Source organism: Nocardioides sp. cx-173 (assembly GCF_021117365.1).
Taxonomy (GTDB): Bacteria; Actinomycetota; Actinomycetes; order Propionibacteriales; family Nocardioidaceae; genus Nocardioides.
Genome location: NZ_CP088262.1, coordinates 2610106 through 2627680, shown reverse-complemented (window position 1 = coordinate 2627680; position 17575 = coordinate 2610106). Strand labels below are relative to the sequence as shown.

Below are 17575 nucleotides of genomic sequence, written 5' to 3'. Positions count from 1 at the left end.
CATACGGGCTCTGCCCGACCATGCCGCCCAGCGGGCATCCGCCCGACCATTCCGCTCAGCGGGCATCCGCCCGACCATGCCGCGGACAGTGCGCTTGCGGTTGGGCTGCGCGAGCGGGTCAGCGGCAGTCCGCGGGCGGCGCCAACACGACTGGTTGAACGTTAAACGGCCGACCTTCATGTACCCAGGATGTAACAAGCGAACCCCAGGAGACGCGAAACGCCGCCGAGCGACCGAAGGGTCGCGCGGCGGCGTTTCTGCAGGTCAGGGGCGGTTTCTTCGGTCAATCGTGGTTCATCGAAGGGCCGCCAGGCACCCGTAATCAGATGTCGTAGTACAGCTCGAACTCGTGCGGGTGCGGGCGCATCTGCACGGGGAGGATCTCCTGGGTGCGCTTGTAGTCGATCCAGGTCTCGATCAGGTCGGGCGTGAACACGTTGCCGGCCGTCAGGAACTCGTGGTCGGCCTCGAGGGAGTCGAGGACGGCGCCGAGCGAGGTCGGGACCTGGTCGATGTCGGCCATCTCGTCGGGCGGGAGCTCGTAGATGTCCTTGTCGATGGGGGCGGCGGGCTCGATCTTGTTCTTGATGCCGTCGAGGCCGGCCAGCAGCAGCGCCGAGAAGGCGAGGTAGGGGTTGGCCGACGGGTCGGGGCAGCGGAACTCGATGCGCTTGGCCTTCGGGTTGGAGCCCGTGATCGGGATCCGGACGCAGGCCGAGCGGTTGCGCTGGGAGTAGACCAGCGAGATCGGGGCCTCGAAGCCGGGGACCAGGCGGTGGTAGGAGTTCACCGTGGGGTTGGTGAACGCCAGCAGCGACGGGGCGTGCTTGAGGATGCCGCCGATGTAGTAGCGCGCCATGTCGGACAGGCCGCCGTAGCCGGTCTCGTCGTAGAACAGCGGCTCGCCGTTGTTCCAGATGGACTGGTGCACGTGCATGCCCGAGCCGTTGTCGCCGAAGATCGGCTTGGGCATGAAGGTCGCCGTCTTGCCGTTGCGCCACGCGGTGTTCTTGATGATGTACTTGAACTTCATCACGTCGTCGGCGGCCTTGAGCAGCTCGTCGAAGCGGTAGTTGATCTCCGCCTGGCCGGCGGTGCCGACCTCGTGGTGGGCGCGCTCGACCTGGAGGCCGGCCCGCTCGAGCTCGATGACCATCTCGTCGCGCAGCTCGCCGAAGTGATCGGTCGGCGCGACGGGGAAGTAGCCGCCCTTGTACTTGACCTTGTAGCCGCGGTTGTCGTTCTCGAACGCGTCGCCGGTGTTCCAGGCGCCGGCCGAGGAGTTGATCTCGTAGTAGCCGGCGTTCTGCTTGGTCTCGAAGCGCACGTTGTCGAAGACGTAGAACTCGGCCTCGGGGGCGAAGAACGCCGTGTCGCCGATCCCGGTGGTGCCGAGGTAGGCCATGGCCTTCTTGGCGATGTTGCGCGGGTCGCGCGAGTACGGCTCGCCGGTGAGCGGGTCGTGGATGAAGAAGTTGACCACCAGCGTCTTCGCCACCCGGAACGGGTCGATGTAGGCGGTGGTCGGGTCCGGGAACAGCGACATGTCGGACTCGTGGATGGCCTGGAAGCCGCGGATCGAGGAGCCGTCGAAGTTCAGCCCGTCCTCGAAGACGGACTGGTCGAACGACGACACCGGGACCGTGAAGTGCTGCATGACGCCGGGCAGGTCACAGAAGCGGACGTCGACCATCTCGACGCGTTCGTCCTTGATGTAGGCGAGCAGCTCGTCGCTGTTCTGGAACATTCGTCCTCCTTGGCTGCATCCCGTGACGGGGCAGCCGACAAAAGCAAGCAGAAGTGGACACCCCGGAGCCACGCTGCTCCGGAGGGTGACCCGAACCTACGAACGGGCCATTTCTCGACCGTATCGGTTTCGTTTCCGGGATGTAACAGGTGGCCGGGGGAGGTGACGTCCCTGTGCCCTCGGTAGCCTGCGGGGGTGAGGACGACGACGTGGTGACGGTCCCCGAGTCGGCATCCTGGCCGCGCCGGATCCTGGCGCTGTTCGTCGACTGGTTCGTCTCGACCCTCGCGGTGATCGCGATCGTCGGGTTGGACGAGTACGGCGAGCCCGGCAGCGACGCCCAGTTCTACGTCCTGGTCGTGTACGTCGTGGAGTCGGCGCTCTTCACCTGGCTGCTCGGAGGCTCGTTCGGCAAGCTCGTCACCCGGCTGAGGGTCGTGCCCGCCGACGGCCGCCTGCGCCCCCTCAACCCGCTCAAGGCGCTGCTGCGCCAGGTGATGGTGGCGCTGGTGATCCCGCCGCTGATCTACCGGCCCGACGGGCGCGGTTTGCACGACCTGGTTGCGGGAACGGTGACGGTTACGTTGGACACGTTCCACGAGCTCAGCCCCGGACCACGCCGCCCCGAAAGGTAGCCCCATGTCTCGCTCGCCCCTCCGTCGCACCGCCTCTGCCGCGGTCCTCGCTCTGGCCCTCTCCTCACTCGCCGCCTGCGGTGGCGACGGAGACTCCTCTGCCGACGACTCCGACGGCGGCAGCGGCGGCGGCGGGCTGTTCTCGAAGATGCGCGACGGCGCGGCCTCCGGGGGCGCCACCACCGACCCGGGCGAGAGCACCGACCCGGAGGAGGGCGGCGAGCAGGCCGCGCCCGGGGCGACGCAGGAGGGCGGCGAGCCGACCGCGGGGGAGAAGGTGGAGCCGTCCGAGGTGGTCGACATCTTCGCCCGCGCCTTCGAGGAGGCCAGCACGGCGACGTTCACCATGAGCACCGAGGGCGCCGCGGCCTACGACGCCGAGGGGCAGGCGGACTTCAGCAACACTCCGCCGGAGATGACCATGACGATCAACGTCGGCGAGACGGCTCCGATCACGATGGTGCTGGTGGACAACACGGTGTACCAGCAGAACCCCGGAGCCGAGACCTACACCGCGACCTCACTCGACGACCCGAGCAGCCCGTACGCGGCCCTGAGCAAGCAGCTCGACATCCGTGCGCAGTTCGACACCATGGAGAAGGCGATCACGGGCGCGACGTACGTCGGCGAGGAGGACGGCATGGAGCACTACAGCCTCGTGCTGGACTCCGCCACGCTGCTCTCCGAGCAGGGCGTCGACACGAGCACCCTTCCGGAGAACATGCTGGAGCCGTCGTACACCTACGACCTGTACTTCGACGAGAACGGCTACTTCCGCAAGATGGTGACCGACCTCGGCAAGCTGGGCGGCACGACCACCGCGACCTATGACAACTGGGGCGAGCCGGTCGACATCGAGGCGCCGCCGGCCTCCCAGGTCCAGTAGCCGCCGGCGCCGCCGGTCAGCGGCCGCGCATGTTGCCGCGCATGCCCTTCATGCTGGTCGGCACCGGGCCCTTGGGCATCGGGATCGCCGAGCGGTTGGCGTCCAGGGCCTTGATCCGGGCGAGGATGTCGGTCAGCTCGGCCGGCTTGACCTGACGGCCAAGCTTCTGGACGTGGCGGACCAGCTTGGCGAGGGGCACCTGGCCCTCGCCGTCGCCGACGACGACCTCGTGGATCGGGGTCTCGGAGGCGACGCGCTCGTGCTTGCGCCGCTCGGAGGCGAGGAGCTGACGCACGCGGTGCGGGTTGCCCTCACCGACGAGCACGATTCCCGGAGGGCCCACGACGCGGTGGACGACGTCCTGCTGCTTGTTGAACGCGATGACGGGGTCGGACTTCCAGCCGCGCTTGAGCATCGTGAGCGCGCTCGCGGCGGCGCCGGGCTGGCCGGCCATCCGGTCGTACGCCGTGCGCTGGGCGCGCCGGGAGAACACGATCATCATGCCGAGGAAGCCGAACAGCAGGCCGCCCACGATCGACATGACCAGGCCGATGGTGCCGCTGCCGGGCAGGATCCAGAACAGGCCGAACCCGACGGCGCCGAAGAGCAGGAACGAGCCGAGCAGCCACAGGCCGATCCGCTTGTCGGTCTGCTTCGTCATCCGGTAGGTGGCGACGATCTGCTGCCGACGACTCATGTCGGCGGGATCGGTGGGCGTGTCCTTCTTGGCCATGGGTGCGGAGCTGCCTTACTGGTCGGGCCGACGCGGGAGATGCGTGTCAGGCGGTGGCGGGGACGCTGCTGGCGGTGCCGACGTGGCCCTCGCGGGCGTCCATCGCCTGACGGTACAGCCGACCGGCCCGGTAGGACGAACGGACCAGGGGACCGGACAGCACGCCGGAGAAGCCGATCTCGTCGGCCTCGTCTCGCAGCTCGACGAACTCCTCGGGCTTGACCCAACGCTCGACGGGGTGGTGGCGCAGCGAGGGACGCAGGTACTGGGTGATCGTGATCAGCTCGCAGCCGGCTGCGTGCAGGTCGCGCAGCGCCTGGGAGACCTCGTCGCGGGTCTCGCCCATGCCGAGGATCAGGTTGGACTTGGTGACCAGGCCGAAGTCGCGGGCCTGGGTGATGACGTCGAGGGACCGCTCGTAGCGGAAGGCCGGACGGATCCGCTTGAAGATGCGCGGCACGGTCTCGACGTTGTGGGCCAGCACCTCGGGGCGCGACTCGAAGACCTCGCGGAGCAGGTCGGGCTTGCCGTTGAAGTCGGGGATCAGGTTCTCCACGCCGGTGCCGGGGTTGAGCTCGTGGATGGCACGCACGGTCTCGGCGTACAGCCAGGCGCCGCCGTCCTCCAGGTCGTCGCGGGCGACGCCGGTGATGGTGGCGTAGCGCAGCTCCATCTTCTGCACCGACTCCGCGACCCGGCGGGGCTCGTCGCGGTCGAGCGGCTGGGGCTTGCCGGTGTCGATCTGACAGAAGTCACAGCGACGGGTGCACTGGTCGCCGCCGATGAGGAACGTCGCCTCGCGGTCCTCCCAGCACTCGAAGATGTTGGGGCACCCCGCCTCCTGGCAGACCGTGTGCAGCCCCTCGGACTTCACCAGGCTCTGTAGGTGCTTGTACTCCGGGCCCATCTTCGCCCGGGTCTTGATCCACTCCGGCTTGCGCTCGATGGGGGTCTCGGCGTTGCGGACCTCGAGGCGGAGGAGCTTGCGGCCCTCAGGGGCGGGAGCGGTGGTCACACTGTGCAACTGTACGCCGGGCCAGGGGGCCACCCAACTCGGCTCGCCCCCTGGTCAGGGCACGTCGCGCCGCCGGAACGAGAGCACCGAGAGCGCCCCCACGCCCAGCAGCAGGACGCCGTAGTAGCCGCTGCCCTGCGCGAGCGTGAGGTCGCGCGTGTCGTCGCACTCGGAGCCCTCCTCGACCGGCCCCCGGCGCTCCTGGCTCCAGCACCTCTCGGGCACCTCGACGTAGTAGGTGGTGCCGTTCTTGACGATGGCCGAGACGTTCTTGTGCGGGTACCAGCGCTCGCTCACGCCGAGCGCCCCGAAGAGCAGGCTGCCGGCGAGCACGACCGCGAACAGCAGCCCGATGGTCGCCACCGTGCTGCGGAACAGCATGGTGGCGGCGTACGCACCGAGGGCCGCCGCGGCGGCGAACGCCGAGCCCCGCAGCGCGAACTCGAGGCAGTCGAGGAGGACGCCGTCGCGCAGCGGCACGTCCCGCGCACGTGCCGTCGCCCAGAGGGCCAGCCAGAAGCCGGCGGAGACCACGGCGCTGGTGACGAACGAGAAGATCAGGACGACCAGGCCCTTGGCGGCCCAGACCCGGCCGCGGCGAGGCTCGAAGAGCAGCTGGTTGCTCATCGAGCCGCTGTTCCAGTCGTGGCCGACGAAGGTGGTGCCGACCAGCATGACCACGAGCGTGAGCACGGCCGCGACGGCGAGCCCGGACTCGCCCTGCTGCTGGCCCAGGCGCAGCGGCTCGCGGCTGGTGTACCAGCCGATGACCTGCTCCTCGCACGCCTCCGCGCTGCCCACGCCGTAGCTCCGGGGATGCTTCTCGCACTCCTGGATCTCGAAGGAGCCCTGGCTGCGGGCCTGCTCCTTCTCCGCCTCGGACACCGGGCGGGTGTTGTAGACGACCGAGAGGGCGATGACGGCCGGGACGAGGAAGGCTCCGAGCAGCAGCAGGAGCACCGCTCGGCGCCAGCGCAGTCGCGAGGCCTCGACGCGCAGCAGCGCCTTCATCGGGACTCTCCCTCGGTCGGGGCTGGGGACGAGACATCGGAGGTGGCGCCGAGGTGGTCGGCGGCGGTGAGCTGGAGGAAGAACGTCTCCAGGTCCTGGCGCAGCGGCATCAGCTCGGTGAGCCAGATGTCGGCGCCGGCGAGCGCGCGGGTGATCGCGGCCGGGTCGTCGGTCTCGACGCGGACGCCGGTCTCCTCGACGGTGGCCGGCAGCCCGGCGGCGGAGAGCACGGCGGCGGCCGCGCTCGCGTCGGGGGCGGTGACCCGGAAGGCCGTGCCCTCGCCGAGCAGCTCGTCCACCGTGCCCGAGGCGAGCAGGCGGCCGTTGCCGATGATCGTGGCCGACGTACAGACCTGCTGGACCTCCGCGAGGATGTGCGAGCTCAGCAGCACGGTGACTCCGCGCTCGCCGAGGTCGCGGATGGTGTCGCGGATCTCGCGGATGCCGGCCGGGTCCAGGCCGTTGGTGGGCTCGTCGAGGATCAGCAGGTCGGGGTCCTTGAGCAGCGTCGCGGCGATCGCGAGGCGCTGCTTCATGCCGAGCGAGTAGGACTTGAAGCGGTCCTTGTCGCGTCCGGTCAACCCGACCGTCTCGATCGCGGCGTCGACCCGGCTGCGCGGCACGTCGATGGAGCGGGCCAGCAGCAGCAGGTTCTGGCGGCCGGTGAAGTTGGGGGAGAACTTGGGCGACTCCACCACGGCGCCGACCCGGTCGATCACCTCGGGCAGCTGGGCGGGGACCGGGTGGCCGAAGAGCTCCATCCGACCCTTGCTCGCCCGGGCCAGTCCGAGGAGCATCCGGATCGTCGTGGTCTTCCCCGACCCGTTGGGTCCCAGGAAGCCGTGCACCCCGCCACGCGGGACCGCGAGGTCGAGGTCGTGGACCGCCACGCGCAGGCCGCCCCTGCGGCTGCGGAACTCCTTGCGGAGCCCCTTCGTCTCGATCACCAGGTCACTCATGTCGCCCTCTCGTCGTTTCGTGGACGATCCAAACAGGCCGGAGGGTTCGTCGGCGCCGCAACACGCGTTCGGCGGACGTCGAGCCCTCGCCGTGCCTGCGGCAGCATGGCGCGCAATGCGGCAGGTCGGGGCGGATCACGAGACAACGTGGTTGATCGCACGCGCCTGGTACCTGCAGTCCACCGCGCTATTCGATCCGCCCTGATCTCGGAATGAACGATCAGCGGCATGACCGAGCGGAATCGCGGTGCGGCTGCGGTTGCGGTTGCTGAGCAGACTCGTTCACCATCAGGTCGTTGACAACCTGTGCCCTCAAGCGTGGAAGTAGACATGTCTCCGCAGCTCACACCTCGGCCGCCCGACGATCAGATTCGCGCGATCCTGGGATGGAGCACGTTCAGGTGGGCCGTCGACCAGCTGCCGGCCGGCGTTTCGATTGACGATGTCAGATTCGTAGACCTGATCTCGGTGACGCAGGAGGACGTCGACCGGTGGGTTGAGCAGCATGGTTTCGCCTCGACATCCGTCCGGGACGACCGCTACGACGGGGCCGAAGCCCTCTACCTCCTTCCGGAGGACCGTGGCTGGGTGGTCTTCTACTCGGAGCGGGGCCAGCGAAACGTCGCGCACCACTTCGTCACCCGGGCAGAGGCCCGACGCTGGGTCGTCGACTACCTCTATGACTCCGCCCGCACGTCGCTCAACCACCGGTGGTGGCATGCCCACCCCGACGTGCGGCCGGCGAGCATCGGCAACATGCCGTGAGCTGAGGGCCCATTCAGGGCGTGAGCAGCTCGATGCGCGGGGTGCGGCCGGGCTCGGGGCGGGCCTCGTAGTCGGGGGTGGGGACGTAGTCGCCCCAGGCGAGGTAGTGGCGCAGGTGGCGCTCGACGGCGGGCAGTACGTCGGTCACCGTGACGGGCCGACCCAGCTCGCGCGAGAGCGTCGTGACGCCGGCGTCGGCGATGCCGCAGGGCACGAACCGCTCGTACCAGGCGAGGTCGACGTCGCAGTTGAGGCTGAAGCCGTGCATCGTGACCCCACGGCTGACCCGGATGCCGATCGCCGCGACCTTGCGCTCCGGGCCGCGGTCGTCGGCGCGCAGCCACACGCCGCTGCGTCCGGGCACGCGTGCGGTGACGACGCCGAGGTCGGCGCACACCTGGATGAGCGCCTCCTCGACGCGGCGCACGTAGTCGACGACCTTGACGTGGTCGGGCAGGGTGACGATCGGGTAGCCGACCAGCTGGCCGGGGCCGTGGAAGGTGATCTTGCCGCCGCGGTCGACGTCGATGACGTCGGCGCCGCCGGGATCGGCCGGCCGCTCGTGCGGCTCGGTGCGCTTGCCGGCGGTGAAGACCGGGGGGTGCTCCAGCAGCAGCACGGTGGCGGGCTGGTCGCCGTCGGCCACCCGGGCGTGCACCTCACGCTGCACCTCCCACGCGGCCAGGTAGTCGACCGCGTCGGCGCCGAGGCCGACCTGCTCGAAACGGAGCTCGCTCACGCCTGCGACCCTACCCGCGCGTGCCCTGTGGACAACCACCCGGAGACGCGCGGGAACGGGTAGGAGCAGAGGATGACCCCACGTGCTGCGACCGCCGCGCTCCTGTTGCTCCTGCTGGGCTGTACCCCGTCACCGGACCGGCCGCCGCCTGCGCCGCCCGAGCGCGGCGAGGCCGCCGAGGTGGTGTCGCCGGTCGCGGTGCTCCAGTCCTGGGACCGGCGCCGCGCGGCGGCCTGGGCGGCCGGCGACGTCGCTGCGCTGCGTCGCCTGTACGTCGAGAGGTCGGTCGCCGGGCGGCGCGACGTCGCGATGCTGCGCCGCTGGCGTGCGCGCGGGCTCACGGTGGCGGCGCTGGAGGTGCAGGTGCTGGAGGGCAGCGTGCTCGCGCAGACCCCGCGCCGGCTGACCGTGCAGGTCACCGAGCGGCTGGCGCGCGCCTCGGCCGCGGCCGGCGGGCGGCGGTGGTCGCTGCCCGGCAGTGCCGTCGCGACCCGGCGGGTGACGCTGTGGCTGGTGGGCGGGCAGTGGCGGGTCGCGCGCGTCGGGCGGGTCTCGGACTCAGGTCCCTGAGGCGAGGGCGGTGGCCAGCACGGCGTCGACATCGCGGTCGCGCACCTCGTAACCGGAGTCCTCGAGCGCGGCCGGGCGCACGTTGAGGGACCCTAGGAGCTCGGGCGCCAGCTTGCCGCCGGCGAGGCGAAGCAGGGGCGCGGGCGCGAAGGCGAACGCCGGGCGGTGCACCGCCCGCGCCAGCGCCCGCGTGAACTCCGCGTTGGTCGGGGTCTCGCCGCAGCTGAGGTTGAAGGGGCCGGAGGCCGTGGGGTGCTCGGCGAGGTGGGCGACACCGCCGACCCAGTCGCGCAGGGACACCATCGCCATGTGCTGGCGCCCGTCGCCGAGGCGGGAGCCGAGCCCGGCCTTGAACACGGGGAGCAGCAGCTGGAGCGGGGCGCTGCGCCGGTCCATCACCGGGGCGGTGCGCAGGATGCAGACGCGGGCGCCGGCGGCGACCGCCGGGTCGGCCGCCTCCTGCCACTCGCGGGTCACCTGGGTGAGCAGGGCGTGGCCACGGCTGTCGGAGGCCTCGGTGAGGACCTGGTCGCCGTGGTCGCCGTAGTAGGAGATCCCGTTGCCCGCCAGGTACGCCGGCGGCGTCGGCGCGGCTGCCACCGCCTCGGCCAGCACCCGGGTGGTCGTCACGCGGCTCGCGCGCAGCTCGCGCGCCCACCGGGCCGAGTGCGGGTTGCCGGCGGTGGGGGAGCCGGCCAGGTTGACCACCACGTCCGCGCTCGCGACCAGGTCGCGGTCCAGGACGCCGGCGTAGGGGTCCCACAGCGACTCCGCTCCGCCCGCAGGCTCACGCCGTACCAGGGTGGTGACGGCGTGACCCCGACGCGTCAGCTCCTCGCGCAGGTGGGTGCCGAGGAAGCCGGAGCCGCCGGCGAGGAGGACCGAGAGCGGGGACATGCCCCCACCCTGCCAGGTGCCGCAACCGACACGCCGACACCACATCTGCTCCCGGACTTCCGGGTTGCCGCTACATATGGTGCTCGGTGTAGCTGGTTCGGCCGCTCAGCCAGAGCGGCCGAGGCAAGAGGGAACCCGGTGTGAGTCCGGGACTGCCCCGCAGCGGTAAGTGGGAACGAACGCCGTCACGAAGCACTGGGTGAGAGACCTGGGAAGCGACGGTCAGTAGGGGTCAGCGTCATGCCCACGAGTCCGAAGACCTGCCAGCGCACCGCACCCGACCGGGTGCGGTGGTCCGAGGCCTCGTGGGACGGCCGACGGCTCGCACGGCCGCGCCCCGGCGCACCGTGCCTCCGTCCCCCTCGCGAGCCCGGACCTCAGGACCGATCTCGCGAGGAGAGAGACGATGACCGTCATCGAGAGCCGCACGACCATGAGCGTGCGCAAGCGCAACGGGGACACCGAGCCCGTCGACGTCAACAAGATCGTGCGCGCCGTCGACCGGGTCGCCCGCGACCTGGTCGACGTCGACCCGATGCGGGTGGCGACCCGCACGATAAGCGGGCTGTACGACGGCGCCAGCACCGCCGAGCTGGACCGGCTGTCCATCCAGACGGCCGCCGAGATGATCGGGGAGGAGCCTCAGTACTCCCGGCTCGCCGCCCGGCTGCTCGCCGGGTACGTCGACAAGGAGGTGCGCAACCAGGGGGTCGCGTCCTTCAGCCAGTCGGTGTCGCTCGGGCACGCCGAGGGCCTCATCGGCGACGAGACGGCGAGGTTCGTCAAGGACAACGCGCGCAAGCTGGACTTCGCCGTGGACGCGGAGGGAGACCACCGCTTCGAGTACTTCGGGCTGCGCACGGTCTACGACCGCTACCTGCTGCGGCACCCATCGACGCGGCAGGTGATCGAGACTCCGCAGTACTTCCTGCTGCGGGTGGCCTGCGGGCTCGCCCAGGGCCCGGGGGAGGCGATCGACTTCTACCGTCTGATGTCCTCGCTCGCCTACCTACCCTCGTCGCCGACGCTCTTCAACTCTGGCACCCGCCACACCCAGATGTCGTCGTGCTACCTGGTGGACAGCCCGCGCGACGACCTGGACTCCATCTATGCCCGCTACGCCCAGGTCGCCAAGCTGTCGAAGTTCGCCGGCGGGATCGGGATCGCGTTCTCGCGGGTGCGCTCGCGCGGCGCGCTGATCCGCGGCACCAACGGGCAGTCCAACGGGATCGTGCCCTTCCTGCGTACGCTCGACAGCTCGGTCGCGGCGGTCAACCAGGGTGGACGCCGCAAGGGGGCGGCCTGCGTCTACCTCGAGCCGTGGCACCCGGACGTCGAGGAGTTCCTCGAGCTGCGCGACAACACCGGCGAGGACGCGCGCCGCACCCACAACCTGAACCTCGCCCACTGGGTGCCCGATGAGTTCATGCGCCGAGTCGAGGCCGACGAGCTGTGGTCGCTGATCGACCCCGACCAGGCACCGGAGCTGCCGGACCTGTGGGGCGCGGCGTTCGACGAGGCCTACCGGCGCGCGGAGGCCGAGGGCCGCTACGTGCGCCAGGTGCGGGCGCGCGACCTGTACTCGCGAATGATGCGCACGCTCGCGCAGACCGGCAACGGGTGGATGACGTTCAAGGACGCCGCCAACCGCACCTGCAACCAGACCCGGGACACCCCCGGCGGTCCGGTCGTCCACCTCTCCAACCTGTGCACGGAGATCGTCGAGGTCTCCTCCGACTCCGAGACCGCTGTGTGCAACCTGGGCTCGGTCAACCTCTCCCAGCACCTCTCGGAGGTGGGGGAGGGCATGGACTGGGACAAGCTCCGCGCGACGGTGCGTACGGCCGTCCCGCTGCTGGACCGCGTGATCGACGTCAACTACTACCCCAGCGAGGAGTCGGCGGTATCCAACCCGCGCTGGCGCCCCGTGGGGCTCGGGCTCATGGGGCTGCAGGACGTCTTCTTCGCCCTGCGGCTCCCGTTCGACTCCGACGAGGCGCGCGAACTCTCGACCAGGATCTCCGAGGAGATCTACCTGACCGCGCTCGAGGTCTCCTGCGACCTGGCCCGCCGGCACGGCGCCCACCCGGCGTACGGCGAGACCCGCGCCGCGGCCGGCGTCCTGCAGCCCGACCTGTGGGACGTCACCGGCACCCAGACCGAGCGGTGGGCCGCGCTGCGCGCGGACCTCGCCACGCACGGGCTGCGCAACTCGCTGCTGATCGCGATTGCGCCGACGGCCACCATCGCGTCCATCGCCGGCTGCTACGAGTGCATCGAGCCGCAGGTGTCCAACCTGTTCAAGCGCGAGACGCTCTCGGGGGAGTTCCTGCAGGTCAACGCGGCGCTGACCCGCGAGCTCAAGGCGCTCGGGCTGTGGACCGCCGACGTGCGGGAGGCCATCCGCCGCGCCGAGGGCTCGGTCCAGGGCATCGCGGCCCTGCCACAGGACGTACGGCTGCTGTTCCGCACGGCCTGGGAGCTGCCCCAGCGGGCGTTGATCGACATGGCGGCCGCCCGCTCGCCGTACATCGACCAGAGCCAGTCGCTGAACCTGTTCCTGGCCGGTCCCTCGATCGGGAAGCTGTCGTCGATGTACCTGCACGCCTGGAAGTCGGGCCTGAAGACGACCTACTACCTGCGCTCGCGGCCGGCGACCCGGATCGCCCAGACGACCACGTCCGTCAGCGAGTCGGCCGCCGTGGCCTGCTCGCTCGAGAGCCCCGAGAGCTGCGAGGCCTGCCAGTGACCGCGAACCTGTTGGACCCGGGCATGAGCCTGACCCTGCGTCCCATGCGCTACCCGCACTTCTACGACCGCTACCGCGACGCGATCAAGAACACCTGGACCGTCGAGGAGGTGGACCTGCACTCCGACCTCAAGGACCTGCAGCGGCTCACCGACGCCGAGCGGCACCTGGTGTCACGGCTGGTGGCGTTCTTCGCCACCGGCGACACGATCGTGGCCAACAACCTGGTGCTCAACCTGTACCAGCACATCAACTCCCCGGAGGGCCGCCTGTACCTGTCGCGGCAGCTCTTCGAGGAGGCCGTGCACGTGCAGTTCTACCTGACCCTGCTCGACACCTACGTGCCCGACGAGGCGGAGCGCCACGAGGCGTTCGCGGCCGTCGACAACATCGCGTCGATCAAGACCAAGGCGGACTTCTGCTTCCGGTGGATCGACTCGGTCTTCGACCTCGACGAGCTGCAGACCCGCGAGCACCGCCGCAGGTTCCTGCTCAACCTGATCTGCTTCGCGGCGGTCATCGAGGGCCTGTTCTTCTACGGCGCGTTCGCCTACGTCTACTTCCTGCGCTCGCGGGGCCTGCTCAACGGCCTGGCATCGGGGACCAACTGGGTGTTCCGCGACGAGTCGATGCACATGGCGTTCGCCTTCGACGTGGTCGACACCGTGCGCGCCGAGGAGCCCGGGCTCTTCGACGAGCAGATGGCCGCCGACGTACGGCAGATGCTCATCGACGGGGTGGAGGCCGAGGCGACCTTCGCCGAGGACCTCCTCGGCGGAGGCGTGGCCGGGCTGTCGACGGCCGACATGCGCACCTACCTGGAGTACGTGGCAGACCGCCGGATGGAGCGCCTCGACCTGCCGGTCATCTACGGCTCGAAGAACCCGCTCGCCTTCATGGAGCTGCAGGACGTCCAGGAGCTCTCGAACTTCTTCGAGCGCAAGGTCTCGGCCTACCAGGTCGGCGTCACCGGATCGGTCGGCTTCGACGAGGACTTCTAGCCCCAAGCCCACGCTGACCCGTCAGAAAGTTTCTGACGGGTCAGCGTGGGGTGGACCGGGTCCGGCTCAGATCTCGAAGACGCCGGCCTCGAGGCGCTTCTTGACGTCCTGCAGGAAGCGGCCCGCGTCGGCGCCGTCGACCAGGCGGTGGTCGTAGGTCAGCGCGAGGTAGACCATGTGACGCACGGCGATGGTCTCGCCGAGGTCGGGGTCGTCGATCACGACCGGGCGCTTGACGACCGCGCCCGGGCCCAGGATGGCGACCTGCGGCTTGTTGATGATCGGCGTGTCCCACAGGGCGCCGACGCTGCCGAGGTTGGTGATCGTGAACGTGCCGCCGCCGAGCTCGTCGGGGCCGATCTTGTTGGTGCGGGTGCGCTCGGCGACGTCGGCGATCTTCTTGGCCAGCCCGGCGATCGAGAGGTCGCCGGCGTCCTTGACGACCGGGGTGATGAGGCCCTTCTCGGTGTCGACGGCGAACGCGAGGTTCTCGCGGTCGTAGTAGGTGATCGTGCCGGCGTCGGTGTCGATCGTCGCGTTGAGCTTGGGGTGCTGCTTGAGCGCGTCGATCGCGGCCTTGGCGAAGAACGGCAGGTACGACAGCTTCACGCCCTCACGCGCCAGGAAGTCGGCCTTGGACGCCTCGCGCAGGCGGGCGATCCGGGTGACGTCGACCTCGATGACCTGCGTGAGCTGGGCGCCCGAGTGAAGCGAGTCGAGCATCCGCTCGGCGATGATCTTGCGCAGCCGGCTGATCTTCTCGGTCGTGCCGCGCAGAGGGGACGGCGTGACGCTGGGGGCCGACGGCGCGGAGGCGGCGGGTGCGGCGGCCGCGGGTGCGGCGGCCGGTGCCTCCTTGGCCTTGGCGGCGTCCAGGACGTCCTGCTTGCGGATGCGGCCGCCCACGCCGGTGCCGGACACCGACGCCAGGTCGACGCCGTGCTGGCCGGCCAGCTTGCGTACGAGCGGGGTGACATAGCCGCCGCTGTCGGCGCTGGGCGCGGGCTCACCCTCGCCGGTGCTCGGCGACTGGGCGCTGGGCTCGGGCGCCTTCTCGGCGGCGGGCTCAGTCTCCTCGGCCGGCTCGGGCTCGGGCTCCTTCTCGGGCTCGGGCTCCGCCTTCTCCTCGGGCTCGGGCTCCGCCTTCTCCTCGGCGGGCTCGGCCTCCTGCTGCTCCTTCTTCTCGGCCTGCTCCTCGTCCTGGGGCCGGGCCTCGGGCTCGGCCTGGGCGGGAGCGTCGTCGCCGGAGCCGATCACGGCCAGCTCGGCGCCTACCTCGACCGTCTCGTCCTCCTCGACCTTGATCTCGAGGAGCTTGCCGGCGACGGGGGAGGGGATCTCGGTGTCGACCTTGTCGGTGGAGACCTCGAGCAGCGGCTCGTCGACGGCGACGTCGTCGCCGACGGACTTCAGCCAGCGCGTGACGGTGCCCTCGGTGACGGACTCGCCGAGCGCCGGGAGCGTGACCGACGTACCGCCCCCGCCACCGCCGCCACCGGAGCCGCTGTCGTCGGACGAGGCGGCGGGCGCCTCGGGCTCGGGCTCCTGCTGCGCGGGGCCGTCGGAGGACTCCTCGTCCTCGATCTCGGCCTCCTGCTGCTCCTTCTTCTCGGCCTGCTCCTCGTCCTTCGGCTGCGCCTCGGGCTCCGCGGACTCGTCGGCGTCGCCGGCGGACTCACCCTCGTCGCCGATCACCGCGAGGATCGCGCCGACCTCGACGGTGTCGTCCTCCTGCGCCTTGATCTCGAGCAGGGTGCCCGCGACCGGCGAGGGGATCTCGGTGTCGACCTTGTCGGTGGAGACCTCCAGCAACGGCTCGTCGACGGCGACGGAGTCGCCGACCTGCTTGAGCCAGCGGGTGACGGTGCCCTCGGTGACGGACTCGCCGAGTGCCGGGAGGTTGACTTCGGTGGCCATGGAGTTCCTTCGTGAGCTCGTGGTGGGGAATCAGGAGTGGGCGTGCAGGGGCTTGCCGGCGAGTGCGAGATGCGCCTCTCCGAGAGCCTCGTTCTGGGTGGGGTGGGCGTGGACCAGCGGCGCGACGTCCTCCGCGTGGGCCTCCCAGCTGTAGATGAGCTGGGCCTCGCCGATGAGCTCGCCGACCCGGTCGCCGACCAGGTGGACGCCCACGACGGGACCGTCCTTCTGGCGGACCAGCTTGACGAAGCCCTGGGTCTTGAGGATCTGGCTCTTGCCGTTGCCGCCGAGGTCGTAGGTGAGCGTCTCGATGCCGTCGGCGCCGTACTGGTCGGCAGCCGCGGACTCGTTGAGGCCCACCGAGGCGATCTCCGGGTGGCTGTAGGTGACCCGGGGGATGGCGGTCTCATCGATCGGGCGCGGGTCGAGGCCGGCGATGTCCTCGGCGACGAAGATGCCCTGCTGGAAGCCGCGGTGGGCCAGCTGCAGGCCGGGGACGATGTCGCCGACGGCGTAGACGCCCTCGACGTTGGTGCGGCAGCGCTCGTCGGCGAGCACGAAGCCCCGCTCCATCTCGACGCCGAGCTCCTCGTAGCCCAGGCCAGACGTGCTCGGACCGCGGCCGACCGCGACGAGCAGCAGCTCGGCCTCGATCACGTCGCCGCCCTCGACCGTCACGGCGACGCCGGTGTCGGTGGTCTTGACGCTCTGGAACGGCGTGCCGGTGCGGAACGCGATCTTGCGCTTGCGGAAGGCGCGCTCGAGCGCCTTCGAGGACGCCTCGTCCTCGGCCGCCACCAGCCGGGGCAGCGCCTCGACGATGGTGACGTCGGCGCCGAAGCTCTTCCAGACGCTGGCGAACTCGCAGCCGATGACGCCGCCGCCGAGCACGATCACGGAGGCGGGTACCCGGTCCAGCCGCAGCGCATGTTCGGAGGTGAGGATCCGTTCGCCGTCGATGTCGAGGCCCGGCAGCGACTTGGCGTAGGAGCCGGAGGCGAGCACGAGGTGCCGGCCGGTGTAGGCGCGGTCGCCGACGGTGACCTGCCGGTCGCCGGTGACGCGACCCTCGCCCTCGAGGACGGTGATGCCGCGCGAGGAGATCAGCCCGGTCAGGCCCTTGAACAGGCGGGAGACGACGCCGTCCTTGTAGGAGTTGACCCCGGCCATGTCGATGCCCTCGAGGGTGGCCCGGACGCCGAACTGCTCGGACTCGCGCGCGGAGTCGGCGACCTCGGCGGCGTGCAGCAGCGCCTTGGTGGGGATGCACCCGACGTGCAGGCAGGTGCCGCCCAGCCGGTCCTTCTCCACCAGGCCGACGGTGAGGCCGAGCTGGGACGCGCGCAAGGCACAGGCGTACCCGCCCGAGCCCGCCCCGAGGATGAGCACGTCGAAGTCCGCCTCAGTCACGCCAGTCCCCTCCGCCAGTGATGTGCGCCCCATCCTTGCACTTCTGTCGAGCGCCACAACACCGGCCTCGTGGCCTCGGACGTGACGCCCCTGCGACGCGTCCTGCGGACGCGATCACCCTCGGGAGGGCAGACTGAGGCCATGGGTTTCCTGGACCGCTTCCGGCGAGGCGCGCGCACGCGCATGAGCAGCCCGGCCAAGGACGCGTCGCGCACCGGCTCGACCCGGGTGCGCGCCGCGGACAAGGTAGACGAGGCGCACCTGCATGACTTCGTGGTGTCCCGTCGCGGTGTCGAGGGCTTCGTCGAGCCGCGGACGGCGGTCAGCGACGTGACCCTGCTGCTCGTCGCGCACGACGGCGAGTGGACCCGCCGCCGGGTGCCGTCGGTCAAGTGGGCGCACGACTTCGCCAACCGGCACCAGGTGCCGTCCTACGACGCCGCCGTGGTCGGCATCCCGCAGCGCATGCGCGACTACAACAGCCGGCAGAAGCAGCTGCGCAAGGAGCAGGGGCTGTAGGTCGCTACCGGTGGTTGAGGTG

At 70.5% G+C, this 17575-nt stretch carries 16 protein-coding genes and 1 riboswitch; of the genes, 7 read left to right on the top strand and 9 right to left on the bottom strand.

The window, feature by feature from the left end; all coding sequences use genetic code 11:
- Positions 1-322: 322 nt before the first annotated feature.
- Positions 323-1747 carry a type I glutamate--ammonia ligase gene (gene glnA / locus LQ940_RS12690; protein ID WP_231242561.1) on the bottom strand — a complete coding sequence of 475 codons (1425 nt, stop codon included), beginning with the start codon at positions 1745-1747 and terminating at the stop codon, positions 323-325.
- Positions 1748-1956: 209 nt separating this feature from the next.
- On the opposite strand from glnA, the gene LQ940_RS12685 reads away from it, so the two are divergent.
- A complete protein-coding gene (locus LQ940_RS12685) occupies positions 1957-2382 on the top strand; it encodes an RDD family protein (protein ID WP_231242562.1) in 426 nt (141 codons plus the stop codon).
- A 4-nt stretch (positions 2383-2386) separates the two neighbouring features.
- Positions 2387-3268: a LolA family protein gene (locus tag LQ940_RS12680; protein ID WP_231242563.1), complete on the top strand. Its 882-nt coding sequence runs from the start codon at positions 2387-2389 to the stop codon at positions 3266-3268.
- A 16-nt stretch (positions 3269-3284) separates the two neighbouring features.
- On the opposite strand, the gene LQ940_RS12675 is transcribed toward LQ940_RS12680, so the two are convergent.
- From LQ940_RS12675 to LQ940_RS12660, 4 genes are read right to left on the bottom strand one after another with little or no spacing between them, the layout of a single operon-like run.
- Positions 3285-4001, bottom strand: a complete 717-nt coding sequence (locus tag LQ940_RS12675; protein ID WP_231242564.1) for a DUF4191 domain-containing protein — start codon at positions 3999-4001, stop codon at positions 3285-3287.
- A gap of 46 nt (positions 4002-4047) precedes the next feature.
- Positions 4048-5016, bottom strand: coding sequence for a lipoyl synthase (gene lipA / locus LQ940_RS12670; RefSeq protein ID WP_231242565.1), 969 nt, complete (start codon positions 5014-5016; stop codon positions 4048-4050).
- 54 nt (positions 5017-5070) lie between these two features.
- Positions 5071-6027, bottom strand: coding sequence for a hypothetical protein (locus LQ940_RS12665; RefSeq protein ID WP_231242566.1), 957 nt, complete (start codon positions 6025-6027; stop codon positions 5071-5073).
- Entirely contained in the window at positions 6024-6986 is a 963-nt protein-coding gene (locus LQ940_RS12660; protein ID WP_231242567.1) for an ABC transporter ATP-binding protein, read from the bottom strand. The genes LQ940_RS12665 and LQ940_RS12660 overlap by 4 nt, the downstream gene beginning before the upstream one ends.
- A 330-nt stretch (positions 6987-7316) precedes the next feature.
- Here LQ940_RS12660 and LQ940_RS12655 point away from each other — a divergent pair, with 330 nt between their 5' ends.
- Complete coding sequence (locus LQ940_RS12655) at positions 7317-7751, top strand: hypothetical protein (protein ID WP_231242568.1); 435 nt, start codon at positions 7317-7319, stop codon at positions 7749-7751.
- A gap of 13 nt (positions 7752-7764) precedes the next feature.
- Here LQ940_RS12655 and lipB read toward each other — a convergent pair whose 3' ends face one another.
- Positions 7765-8490: a lipoyl(octanoyl) transferase LipB gene (gene lipB / locus LQ940_RS12650; RefSeq protein ID WP_231242569.1), complete on the bottom strand. Its 726-nt coding sequence runs from the start codon at positions 8488-8490 to the stop codon at positions 7765-7767.
- A gap of 72 nt (positions 8491-8562) precedes the next feature.
- Here lipB and LQ940_RS12645 point away from each other — a divergent pair, with 72 nt between their 5' ends.
- Positions 8563-9060 carry a hypothetical protein gene (locus LQ940_RS12645; RefSeq protein WP_231242570.1) on the top strand — a complete coding sequence of 166 codons (498 nt, stop codon included), beginning with the start codon at positions 8563-8565 and terminating at the stop codon, positions 9058-9060.
- Here the strand turns inward: LQ940_RS12645 and LQ940_RS12640 are convergent.
- Complete coding sequence (locus LQ940_RS12640; protein WP_231242571.1) at positions 9049-9957, bottom strand: TIGR01777 family oxidoreductase; 909 nt, start codon at positions 9955-9957, stop codon at positions 9049-9051. The genes LQ940_RS12645 and LQ940_RS12640 overlap by 12 nt on opposite strands.
- Positions 9958-10033: 76 nt before the next feature.
- Positions 10034-10238, top strand: a riboswitch (cobalamin riboswitch).
- A gap of 125 nt (positions 10239-10363) precedes the next feature.
- On the opposite strand from LQ940_RS12640, the gene LQ940_RS12635 reads away from it, so the two are divergent.
- Together LQ940_RS12635 and LQ940_RS12630 are read left to right on the top strand one after the other, a co-directional pair.
- The gene (locus LQ940_RS12635; RefSeq protein ID WP_231242572.1) at positions 10364-12706 is read left to right on the top strand and encodes a ribonucleoside-diphosphate reductase subunit alpha; all 2343 of its coding nucleotides are present in this window, start codon (positions 10364-10366) and stop codon (positions 12704-12706) included.
- A gap of 23 nt (positions 12707-12729) precedes the next feature.
- Positions 12730-13707 carry a ribonucleotide-diphosphate reductase subunit beta gene (locus tag LQ940_RS12630; protein WP_231242573.1) on the top strand — a complete coding sequence of 326 codons (978 nt, stop codon included), beginning with the start codon at positions 12730-12732 and terminating at the stop codon, positions 13705-13707.
- A 66-nt stretch (positions 13708-13773) separates the two neighbouring features.
- Here the strand turns inward: LQ940_RS12630 and sucB are convergent, their stop codons facing one another.
- A complete protein-coding gene (gene sucB, locus LQ940_RS12625; protein ID WP_231242574.1) occupies positions 13774-15624 on the bottom strand; it encodes a 2-oxoglutarate dehydrogenase, E2 component, dihydrolipoamide succinyltransferase in 1851 nt (616 codons plus the stop codon).
- A gap of 30 nt (positions 15625-15654) precedes the next feature.
- Complete coding sequence (gene lpdA, locus LQ940_RS12620) at positions 15655-17034, bottom strand: dihydrolipoyl dehydrogenase (RefSeq protein ID WP_231242575.1); 1380 nt, start codon at positions 17032-17034, stop codon at positions 15655-15657.
- Positions 17035-17175: 141 nt separating this feature from the next.
- Between lpdA and LQ940_RS12615 the strand changes: the two genes are divergently transcribed.
- On the top strand, positions 17176-17553 hold the full coding sequence (locus tag LQ940_RS12615) for a hypothetical protein (protein WP_269211664.1): 378 nt from the start codon (positions 17176-17178) through the stop codon (positions 17551-17553).
- Positions 17554-17575: the final 22 nt, after the last annotated feature.

Excerpts from the sequence above, each read along its gene's own strand:
- LQ940_RS12665 (WP_231242566.1), bottom strand. The coding sequence starts at position 6,027 with ATGAAGGCGCTGCTGCGCGTCGAGGCCTCGCGACTGCGCTGGCGCCGA.
- LQ940_RS12630 (WP_231242573.1), top strand. The coding sequence starts at position 12,730 with ATGAGCCTGACCCTGCGTCCCATGCGCTACCCGCACTTCTACGACCGC.
- glnA (WP_231242561.1), bottom strand. The coding sequence starts at position 1,747 with ATGTTCCAGAACAGCGACGAGCTGCTCGCCTACATCAAGGACGAACGC.
- LQ940_RS12655 (WP_231242568.1), top strand. The coding sequence starts at position 7,317 with ATGTCTCCGCAGCTCACACCTCGGCCGCCCGACGATCAGATTCGCGCG.
- LQ940_RS12635 (WP_231242572.1), top strand. The coding sequence starts at position 10,364 with ATGACCGTCATCGAGAGCCGCACGACCATGAGCGTGCGCAAGCGCAAC.
- sucB (WP_231242574.1), bottom strand. The coding sequence starts at position 15,624 with ATGGCCACCGAAGTCAACCTCCCGGCACTCGGCGAGTCCGTCACCGAG.
- LQ940_RS12645 (WP_231242570.1), top strand. The coding sequence starts at position 8,563 with ATGACCCCACGTGCTGCGACCGCCGCGCTCCTGTTGCTCCTGCTGGGC.
- LQ940_RS12615 (WP_269211664.1), top strand. The coding sequence starts at position 17,176 with ATGGGTTTCCTGGACCGCTTCCGGCGAGGCGCGCGCACGCGCATGAGC.
- LQ940_RS12675 (WP_231242564.1), bottom strand. The coding sequence starts at position 4,001 with ATGGCCAAGAAGGACACGCCCACCGATCCCGCCGACATGAGTCGTCGG.
- LQ940_RS12660 (WP_231242567.1), bottom strand. The coding sequence starts at position 6,986 with ATGAGTGACCTGGTGATCGAGACGAAGGGGCTCCGCAAGGAGTTCCGC.
- LQ940_RS12680 (WP_231242563.1), top strand. The coding sequence starts at position 2,387 with ATGTCTCGCTCGCCCCTCCGTCGCACCGCCTCTGCCGCGGTCCTCGCT.
- LQ940_RS12640 (WP_231242571.1), bottom strand. The coding sequence starts at position 9,957 with ATGTCCCCGCTCTCGGTCCTCCTCGCCGGCGGCTCCGGCTTCCTCGGC.